Annotated in this window: 12 protein-coding genes; 5 read left to right on the top strand and 7 right to left on the bottom strand. The window is 43.4% G+C overall.

Annotation, left to right across the window (positions count from 1 at the left end; genetic code table 11):
* Nucleotides 1-43: 43 nt before the first annotated feature.
* Nucleotides 44-193, bottom strand: coding sequence for a hypothetical protein (locus tag FC82_RS16660; protein ID WP_235803094.1), 150 nt, complete (start codon nucleotides 191-193; stop codon nucleotides 44-46).
* 354 nt (nucleotides 194-547) lie between these two features.
* On the opposite strand from FC82_RS16660, the gene FC82_RS00455 reads away from it, so the two are divergent.
* On the top strand, nucleotides 548-859 hold the full coding sequence (locus FC82_RS00455) for a hypothetical protein (protein WP_056995917.1): 312 nt from the start codon (nucleotides 548-550) through the stop codon (nucleotides 857-859).
* Between the two features lie 495 nt (nucleotides 860-1,354).
* Nucleotides 1,355-2,737, top strand: coding sequence for a group II intron reverse transcriptase/maturase (gene ltrA / locus FC82_RS00450; protein WP_054762830.1), 1,383 nt, complete (start codon nucleotides 1,355-1,357; stop codon nucleotides 2,735-2,737).
* A gap of 97 nt (nucleotides 2,738-2,834) precedes the next feature.
* Here ltrA and FC82_RS00445 read toward each other — a convergent pair whose 3' ends face one another.
* The 3 genes from FC82_RS00445 to FC82_RS00435 are packed head-to-tail and all read right to left on the bottom strand — an operon-like array spanning nucleotide 2,835 to nucleotide 5,554.
* A complete protein-coding gene (locus FC82_RS00445; protein ID WP_054762834.1) occupies nucleotides 2,835-3,383 on the bottom strand; it encodes a ferritin-like domain-containing protein in 549 nt (182 codons plus the stop codon).
* A gap of 9 nt (nucleotides 3,384-3,392) precedes the next feature.
* Complete coding sequence (locus FC82_RS00440; RefSeq protein WP_003582479.1) at nucleotides 3,393-3,614, bottom strand: heavy-metal-associated domain-containing protein; 222 nt, start codon at nucleotides 3,612-3,614, stop codon at nucleotides 3,393-3,395.
* 41 nt (nucleotides 3,615-3,655) lie between these two features.
* Nucleotides 3,656-5,554, bottom strand: a complete 1,899-nt coding sequence (locus FC82_RS00435; RefSeq protein ID WP_054762827.1) for a heavy metal translocating P-type ATPase — start codon at nucleotides 5,552-5,554, stop codon at nucleotides 3,656-3,658.
* 195 nt (nucleotides 5,555-5,749) lie between these two features.
* Here FC82_RS00435 and FC82_RS00430 point away from each other — a divergent pair, with 195 nt between their 5' ends.
* The 3 genes from FC82_RS00430 to FC82_RS00420 all read left to right on the top strand — a co-directional run bounded on the left by FC82_RS00430 (nucleotide 5,750) and on the right by FC82_RS00420 (nucleotide 7,323).
* Complete coding sequence (locus FC82_RS00430; protein ID WP_002816285.1) at nucleotides 5,750-6,001, top strand: IS3 family transposase; 252 nt, start codon at nucleotides 5,750-5,752, stop codon at nucleotides 5,999-6,001.
* Nucleotides 6,002-6,006: 5 nt separating this feature from the next.
* Complete coding sequence (locus FC82_RS00425; protein ID WP_156405113.1) at nucleotides 6,007-6,897, top strand: IS3 family transposase; 891 nt, start codon at nucleotides 6,007-6,009, stop codon at nucleotides 6,895-6,897.
* A 108-nt stretch (nucleotides 6,898-7,005) separates the two neighbouring features.
* Complete coding sequence (locus FC82_RS00420) at nucleotides 7,006-7,323, top strand: hypothetical protein (protein WP_153021047.1); 318 nt, start codon at nucleotides 7,006-7,008, stop codon at nucleotides 7,321-7,323.
* 196 nt (nucleotides 7,324-7,519) lie between these two features.
* Here the strand turns inward: FC82_RS00420 and FC82_RS00415 are convergent, their stop codons facing one another.
* From FC82_RS00415 to FC82_RS00410, 3 genes are all read right to left on the bottom strand, one after another.
* Nucleotides 7,520-7,891: a DUF7679 family protein gene (locus FC82_RS00415; RefSeq protein WP_420806424.1), complete on the bottom strand. Its 372-nt coding sequence runs from the start codon at nucleotides 7,889-7,891 to the stop codon at nucleotides 7,520-7,522.
* The gene (locus FC82_RS17435) at nucleotides 7,863-8,015 is read right to left on the bottom strand and encodes a DUF7679 family protein (protein WP_420806423.1); all 153 of its coding nucleotides are present in this window, start codon (nucleotides 8,013-8,015) and stop codon (nucleotides 7,863-7,865) included. Before FC82_RS17435 ends, FC82_RS00415 begins: the two co-directional genes overlap by 29 nt.
* A gap of 91 nt (nucleotides 8,016-8,106) precedes the next feature.
* Complete coding sequence (locus FC82_RS00410) at nucleotides 8,107-8,751, bottom strand: recombinase family protein (protein ID WP_056995914.1); 645 nt, start codon at nucleotides 8,749-8,751, stop codon at nucleotides 8,107-8,109.
* Between the last annotated feature and the right edge of the window lie 123 nt (nucleotides 8,752-8,874).

Raw genomic sequence — 8,874 nt, 5'->3', positions numbered from 1 at the left:
AAATGGTCGTTTTAGCGTTTTTAGCACTATTACTTAAGAGATTTTAGACAGCTTCTAAAATCTCATCACGAATATGACCGGCCCCCTTCGGGGTGTTTGTTACTTCACCTTGGAAACACACTTGCTTATTTGAATCCATTCCACAATAATCAAGCTTCAATTTTGAAACATCAATACCAACATTCAAGTTCATTGATTCAGACCTCCTTTCCGTTCTTATTTTGGATAGGCTTGGGTGCTGTGTGATACTCCCTAATTATGAATCTTCAGAACATCCTCGCAATTTATGAGTAGACAAGTCATCCAATGACTAGCTGCTTGATAGAACGCGAGCTATCAAAATCATCAGCTAACACTACAGCTTGTGGTTTGAACTTAAACAATTCATCTGGGCGGCATTCTTAAAATGTAGATAAACTACAGGAGGCGAAAGCCTATACCAGTTGGATCCGAATCCAATGAACAATTAGAGAATATCACACAGCATCCAAACAGCGAAGCTGGTCAATACTTGAATACATTTTTAATAATACGAGGAGTGGTAAAAATGAGAACTCGGCGGATAATGCTGACTAGTGCGATCATCATCTGCGTCCTGTTAATATTTGTCTCAATCAATGTTGCACTCATCGGCTTGACCCTGGTATTGTCGTGGACAAGCTATCAGCTGCTGATCAAAAAAGACTATACGCTGCTGCAGACTAGCATATTTCAAAACGTCTCACTTAGGATGCCTGATTTTGACAAATTAAGTCAGGAACAAATTTCAACCTATCAGCGGACAGCTTATCGGGTTGGCTGGTGGATCCTGGCAAGTACGATTGCCTGTGTTATTGTGCTGATTTGTTTGAATCTTTGAATTCGAAAAAATGATATTAAAAAAGTTCCGAAGCAAAATTGCTTCGGAACTTTTTTCGTGGTGCGCCCGGCATGGGCGCCAACTAGACGGTGAAAGTCCGTTGCGGGCCGTAGTAGTCGGAACCGCAAGTCAATGACAAGGGTGTCCATCGTGAGGTGGAATCTGAAGGAAGTCGGCGACAAAGTACCGCATTGATGTACAAGAATCAGCTATAAGGCTGTGTTGGTCGGACGAGGTTGCCAAACAAACCAAAGTCCAATACTACTCGAGGCCATCGCAGTAAAGCTGGCAATGACATGGTACGAAAGTGGGCGTTCTTACCCGGGGAGGCCTGTATCGTACGTTCCCGACAAGAGGCGCGCTAAGCGCCACAGGAACAAACATCGCAGTGATGTGGTGCAGAACGATACAGGAGTCAGCCGAGGCCATAGTAGTGGTATCTGCCACGAAGGGCTGAACAATAATAGGTCATCATTGATATTGGAGGTGGAGACAGTGCAACAACCGCAGAATACAGAAAAAGCTGACCGCCGGCGGACAGTAGGACTGGAAGCCCAAGAACAAGTCGGGGTGCGTAGCACTGACTCTGGTGAAAATACGATGATGAACGGCACTAAGTTTCAAGAGTTAGTCTTAGACCGAAATAACCTGAACGAGGCTTATCTTCGCGTCTGCAGAAACAAAGGTGCAGCAGGACTAGACGGAATGACCGTTGACGAACTGTTGCCCTACTTGAGGAAACATAAACAGGAATTACTGCAAGCTTTACAAAACGAGACCTATCGGCCTCGTCCCGTTAAGCGGGTTGAAATTCCAAAACCTAATGGTGGTAAACGCAAGCTCGGAATACCAACTGTGATTGACCGACTTGTTCAACAAGCCATGGCGCAAGTCATGGTGCCAACATTTGAGCGTGTCTTCTCAGATAATAGTTTTGGGTTCCGACCGAATCGAAGTGCTAAAGATGCCATTGATAGAGTGGTTCAGTTCTACAATCAGGGCTATCACTATGTCGTGGATCTCGATTTAAAAGCATACTTCGATACGGTCAACCACGATCTGCTTATTAGATTTATTGAGCAGTATATTACGGATCCATGGATACTGCATCTCATTCGTCGCTTCCTAACCAGCGGTGTCATGAATGGTGGTCTATTTGAACGAAGTGATAAAGGCACCCCTCAAGGTGGCCCCTTATCGCCACTTTTGGCTAACATTTATCTCAACGAACTGGATAAGCTGTTAACTTCCAGAGGTCATAAGTTTGTCCGCTATGCGGACGATTGTAATATTTATGTCCGAAGTAAACGTGCTGGAGAACGGGTTCTGACTAATGTTACTCGCTTTCTTGAAGGCGACCTAAAGGTCACCGTCAATGAGGACAAGACATCAGTAAGTTCGCCTCTGCGGGCCAAGTTCCTGGGATTTTCCTTGGGGGTTGGTCGAGGAGGTGCGTATGCGCGACCTGCTTGGCAGGCCAAGCAACGCATCAAGTCTGCACTCAGGAAAATGACCAAGCGCAATCGGGGCGTTTCGTTAAACCTGGTGTTTAACGAGATTCATCAAAAGATGCGTGGGTGGTTACAGTACTATTCGGTCGGGAAAATGACCAATTTTATCCGTCACTTAGACGAATGGTTGCGAGCAAGGATTCGCCAGTATATTTGGAAACAGTGGAAGAAGCTCAAAACAAAGGTCAATCATCTTGTAAAACTGGGGCTTTCTGGCACCAGTGCTTATACAATGGCCAATACCCGTAAGGGTTATTGGCGAACTGCGCATAGCAAGACATTGACCTATACTCTGACAAACAAAAGACTGGAACGCCTTGGACTCATCAATATGAGCAAGACACTCCAGTCAATACAAAGTGCTTAAATTATTGAACCGCCGTATACGGAACCGTACGTACGGTGGTGTGAGAGGTCGGTAATTGAATTAATCAATTACCTCCTACCCGATTATCTATTGAGGATTAATCTTCGTCGTCTTCCTCATCCAAGCCTTCTCGTGGTGTCTTACCAAGCAAGGCCTGCAGAGTAGCGATGTTGTGGTTGTTATCTTGCAGCAGGCCAACCAAATGTTGTGCCAAGACTGGACGGCCTTCTTTTTCAGCCAGCTTAATTGCCCGGGTGACAAACATGTTCTCAGTGTCATAGTCGTGGACGAAGTCGTTGACCAGCCACTCTACAGATTCATATTTGTTCTGGCCATTTTCTTCCAGCATGGTGTACTCTGTGAATTCCTTTTGGGTACTTGGCGTAATTAAGGCCTCATCGATTAAGACCGTGCCCAAGGCATCCTTTTGGTCGTACGCCTGCTTAAGTAAGTCGCCGAATAGGACTTTCAGCTGTTGGGCCGACATTCCCTTCACATACCATTTTGCCATCTGGAGTTTGTTGGATAAAACTTCCAAATTGGCAACGATGTGGCCGGTCATCGCACCAGCCGTTGGGGTATGGTGGTCGATATCTGCTTGCTTAACTTCTGCTTCAAATAATTTTTCGGGGGTTGCTGTTGTCATATTCTTCACCTATTTCACTTTCATTGATTGAACTTCATAGCCTAAATCAGTTACCGTGTCTGACAATTTGTCTGCGGAAATTTTATCGCCGTCAAAATCAGTTTTGACTTTGGCTGCATTGAACAAGACTTTGACGTTTTCCACACCATCCTGCTTTTCAAGTGCGCCCTTGATCTTTTGCATGCATGACGGGCATGACAGCGCGTCTAATTGTAAAATTGCTTTACTCATATTGATAACCTCCATCTCATTTACTGTTTTAATGATACATCCTATTCGCCAACCGATAATTGATCTGGATCAAGTTTGGCAGCTTTTGGCTGATAATTAATTAATCGCATTGCGTTGAAGATGACAACCAGGATACTGGCTTCATGGACAAACATTCCGCTGGCCATGTAAATAAAGCCGAGAATCAAGCCAATCAGGAGGGCGACAACCGTCGCAATGGCGATGAAAATGTTCTCCTTGGTGTTGATGACCGTTTTTTTGGAAAGTCCATATGCATGGATCAATTCATTGAATCCTGATGACATCAAGACGACATCAGAGGTTTCAACCGCCACGTCGGTTCCACTTCCCATGGCAATCCCGATGTCAGCCGTCACTAATGACGGACTGTCGTTGATGCCGTCGCCGACAAAGGCAACCTTGTGGCCTTCCTGCTGGAATTGTTTAACGTATTCGACTTTTTGTTCCGGCAAAAGTTCTGCGTGGACTTCGTCAATGCCGATTTGTTCTGCAACGGCATTGGCTGTCTGCAGGTTATCACCGGTCAGCATAACCGTCTTCTTGATGCCGAGTGACTTGAGTGTCGCCAGGCTTTGCTTAACGCCTTGACGAATCACATCCGAGATACCAAGAATGGCTTGAATTTGCCCGTCGAAGGCAACGATAACTGTTGAACTGCCTTCGCCTTGGATGTTTTCCAAGTCTTGACGTTGTTCAGACGTCAAATCAACATTTTCATCGTTCATCATTCTCAAATTACCAATTAAAACATTTTTACCGTTGGCAGTTGCCTTAACGCCACGGCCTTTGACTGTGTCAGCATCGGCAACTTGAACGTCCTCAAACGGAATATGATGATCACCTGAGAATTTAACAACTGCTTGTGCCAATGGATGATCCGACTGCTTTTCAACGGCTGTGGCAATTTGCAAGGCCAACTGGTCTCTTGAGTAATCTTTGAACTGAGTAACCGCCGTTTTCCCTTCAGTCAGGGTCCCGGTCTTATCGAATACCAACGTGTCGACATTGGCAAAGGTGTTCATCACTTCACCGCCCTTGATCAAGACACCGTTTTTCGCACCATTACCGATTCCAGCCACGTTTGAAACCGGGGCGCCGATGACCAAGGCCCCAGGGCATCCCAAGACCAAAACGGTAATCGCTAATCGGAAATCTTTGGTAACCAAGCCCACAATCAATGCAATGATCAAAACTGCCGGAGTGTAATAAGTCGCAAATTTGTCAATAAACTTTTCTGCTGGCGACTTGGTGTCTTGAGCATCCTCAACCAGTTCAACAATTTTGCCAAACGTGGTGTCGTCGCCAACCTTGGTTGCCCGAACTTTAAGTGTTCCGTTGTCTAAGATGGTGCCAGAGAATACCTGATTGCCAGTGCCCTTAGTGACTAGTTTTGATTCACCAGTAATACTGGCTTCGTTGATGTGACCGGATCCATCCACAATTTCCCCGTCAACCGGAATCTGACCGCCGGCTTTGACCAAGACGACGTCGTCAACGTCGACAAAGTCAACATCCGTCTCCTCAGTGTTGCCGTCATCATCTACAATCATTGCGGTAGTCGGTGCCATTTCCGTCAAATCTTTAATTGAGTGGCGGGTTTTGGCCAACGTTTTGTCTTCCAAAAACGTCCCAAATAAGAACAAGAAAGTGACGATTGCTGATTCATTGTACTCGCCAATGATGAAAGCGCCAATCACAGCAATGCTGACAAGTAATTCGATGCTGATTGTTTTAAACCGGAGTGCTGAAACCGCCCGAAGAACGATCGGCACAGCTGAGATAATTGAAGCGGCGATAAATGAAACCGTGTAGATCATATCGCTGTCAACAACTTTCCCCAAGAGACCTACGCCAATTAATACTGCCGTTATCAATGTAATTTGATTTGTATGTTGATTAATATATCTTTGGAATTTCATAATCTCCCGCTCCATTTCTTAATTGATGTCTTTAGTATATGGTGGTTCGACCGATAAAGAATTGACGTGGATCAAGTTTGAAATTTTTGTTTGGGTAATTAATGGCGAATATTTTGGATGTAAGCTGATTCCTGAGACAACTTTTAAGAGAGGGTATAATGAATAAATCGTCTCTCAAAAGGAAGGAATTTTTACATGCCAACTCGTTACGACAAAGAATTCAAACAAAACATCATCAACCTATATAAACAAGGCGAATCAGCCGCCCAACTGGCCAGAGAATATGGCATTGGCTATTCAACCGTTCATAAGTGGATCCAGGGCCAAGCCAAAACTCAATCCGGTAAATCGCCAGACGAAATTAAAGCGATGGAAAAGCGGCTGGCTTCCCTGTCTGAGGAGAACGAAATCCTAAAAAAAGCCCTGGGCTTCCTTGCCCAGAAGTAACCAATATTTTTGATTACATTCACCAAGAAAGCCATCACCACCAGGTAACTAAGATGTGCCGAATCCTCGGTGTTTCCAGAGCTCAGTATTATCGTTATCGATCCCCAAAGCCTTCAAAACGCCGGGCCGAAGATGCGGACTTAAAACAACGGATTCTGCGGATCTTTGCGGAATTTAAGCAGCGATACGGTGTTATGAAGATCCATCATGAATTGAATCTGGAACTTCAACCACTGCAGCTTCGGTGCAGTCCACGACGGATTTCCCGGCTCATGAAGGAACTTGATATCCACTCCGTTACCGTCAATAAGTGGAAAGCGGCTTCGGCTTCCAAAACCAAGGTTGAACAGCGTCCCAACTTGCTTAAGCAGGATTTCTCGACCACTGGTTTAAATCAAAAATGGACTGCTGATATGACCTATATTCAAACGAAGCGTAATGGCTGGTGTTACTTATCAACCATCATGGATCTGCACTCAAGACGAATTATCGGCTATTCGTTCTCAAAAAAGATGGATACTGATTTAGTCTTAAAGACCCTGGAAAGCGCGGTTAAAAATCGAACCATTACTGGGGACCTGATTATCCACACAGACTTAGGATCACAGTACACCAGCGATGATTACAACCAACGGTTAACAGAACTACATAGCCGCCACTCTTACAGCCGTAAGGGGTGTCCATACGATAATGCACCAATGGAATCTTTTCATGCTTCCCTCAAAAAGGAATGTGTTTATCCAGTGCCGGTCTTTGAGAATTATGAAACTGCCGCTGCTGTCCTTTTTGAATATGTGCATGCTTTCTACAATAGGAAGAGAATTCATAGTTCACTGGGCTACCAGACCCCCTTACCAGTTGAAATCGCAACACTTACGAGCCAAATGGCCGCCTGATTTAATGCTTTCCATGGTTCAAATAAGTTATTAATCACGATTAATGATTTATTTGAGCTGTGGAAGGTAAACGCGGTTCTGAATGTCTCTTAAAACCTGTCTCAAATATTGACTTCAATCCAAACCTACTACCTTAACGCAGATGGTAAGCAAGTAAAGGGAAACATTGTAAGAGAATCCAATGGCAAAACAAATTATTATGAAGGAAAAAACGGAACAATGTTAAAAAATGATTTTGGCAAACTTCCGAATGGATCATGGGTATATCTTAATAATAATGGAGACGCTGTCACTGGTGAGCAAACAATACGAGGAAAAAAGATGTGCTTTATGTCTGATGGAATTCAGGTTAAAGGTAAGTCAGCGTTGGGAAATGATGGCAAATATCATTATTATGATGCCAATTCGGGAATAAGATTATCTTAATTCGAGAATCATTTTTATTAAAATCATTCATATTTCAATAAACGTTATATTTTCAAAAACAGAGACTAAGAGTCATGTTCATCACATGATTCTTAGTCTCTTGGTGTTCTAATACTGATATTTGGAAAAAGTACTAATTTTTTATCATAATTGGTTATCCAAGCAACATTAGTGCTAACAGTTTAACCAGACTACTTTAAATATGCCAATATTGAATATTCTTTTGCCAGCGTTGTCGCTTAATTCGCCCTAATTGGCGTCGAATCCGCCAATTGGTAATTTTCCGCCAAAGGGGACTGTGATAAGCCGTTTGCTGATAAAATTGACGTTGCCAATAGGTAATGTCTTTGCTAATTTGTTGTTGACTCCACCAAACATAATTATGAGTCAAATATCCGGCAACTTGGACATACGGACGTTCGGTCCAGTAGGCTGCTCCCATCAATTGACCTCGTGTAATTGGCAGGCCTCTGGTTTTAAACCAAGCCATTTTATAAATCTTCTGAATCTTGCCAACTCCCATCGGTGGTTGTTGCTTATCAGTGTAGGGGGGCCAAAGGAACGACAATCAATGCTTGTAAAATTTGCTGGGGGTGTGCCGTTTGGTTTAAGGCCAATTGTAAATCATTAGAAAAGCGATAGGTACGCTGTTTAGTTGTCAATTGGATCTTGGCACACCAGAGCTTAGTCATGTTAAACCACCTTCATTTAATTTCAGAGTATGCCACATGATGGGCAAAATTGGCAACTTTTGTCTTATCTGGATCTTTACGAGCTTCTTTATCAATTAGCTGCTTTAATTTGGTCTTCCGCTCGATACTTTTCGATCCGATAGAGGGTAACTGGGGCAATCCCCAACATCCGCGCGATCTGCCGTTTGGTTAATTCTTCTCCCTGTTCCCGGCGCGTTAGCAAACGACAGGCTTCTTTATAAATATAACGTTTCTGTCGATTCGGTGAATGTGGTCCATATTCACGGACTTTACCATGATATTTTCCTTGCCGTTTAGCAATTTCAATCCCTTGTCGCTGTCTTACTTTGATTGTCTCACGTTCTTCTTGGGCCATATACTTATAAAGCTCAATAATGATATTGGTAATCAAGTTACGTAAGTTAGGATCTTCAATACTATTAAAGCTCGGTAAATTTAAAATGTTTAAGGTGGCCCCCTTATGGCGAATGGCTTCCATAATTTCTGTTAAATCGGCTGAATTTCTACCTAACCGATCTAAACTTAAGACAATTACCTCATCATCGTCACGAAGATAATTCAGCATGGCTTGAAGTTGTGGGCGGGCAGCATTTTTTCCAGAAAGTTTCTCTTGAAAAATTTTTGTTACTCCAGCTGCTTGTAGTTGTTCAATTTGCCGGGCTAGATTTTGCTCACGAGTACTAACACGTGCGTAACCAATTTTTGTCGTTTTCAGAACGCCTCCGGAACACTTATATGTAACTAATGATAATACACACTTTGAATGAATACAATAGGGTAGACTTCATAGTCACTAATATCTAATTTGGTGCCAAATTAAGGACCCCATAAAGATAAT

Origin of the sequence: Secundilactobacillus collinoides DSM 20515 = JCM 1123 (assembly GCF_001435975.1) — a bacterium.
Classification (GTDB): domain Bacteria; phylum Bacillota; class Bacilli; order Lactobacillales; family Lactobacillaceae; genus Secundilactobacillus; species Secundilactobacillus collinoides.
This window is presented reverse-complemented; position numbering and strand designations above follow the sequence as displayed.

Excerpts from the sequence above, each read along its gene's own strand:
- FC82_RS16660 (WP_235803094.1), bottom strand. The coding sequence starts at position 193 with ATGAACTTGAATGTTGGTATTGATGTTTCAAAATTGAAGCTTGATTAT.
- FC82_RS00455 (WP_056995917.1), top strand. The coding sequence starts at position 548 with ATGAGAACTCGGCGGATAATGCTGACTAGTGCGATCATCATCTGCGTC.
- FC82_RS00445 (WP_054762834.1), bottom strand. The coding sequence starts at position 3,383 with ATGACAACAGCAACCCCCGAAAAATTATTTGAAGCAGAAGTTAAGCAA.
- FC82_RS00440 (WP_003582479.1), bottom strand. The coding sequence starts at position 3,614 with ATGAGTAAAGCAATTTTACAATTAGACGCGCTGTCATGCCCGTCATGC.
- FC82_RS00435 (WP_054762827.1), bottom strand. The coding sequence starts at position 5,554 with ATGAAATTCCAAAGATATATTAATCAACATACAAATCAAATTACATTG.
- FC82_RS00430 (WP_002816285.1), top strand. The coding sequence starts at position 5,750 with ATGCCAACTCGTTACGACAAAGAATTCAAACAAAACATCATCAACCTA.
- FC82_RS17435 (WP_420806423.1), bottom strand. The coding sequence starts at position 8,015 with ATGACTAAGCTCTGGTGTGCCAAGATCCAATTGACAACTAAACAGCGT.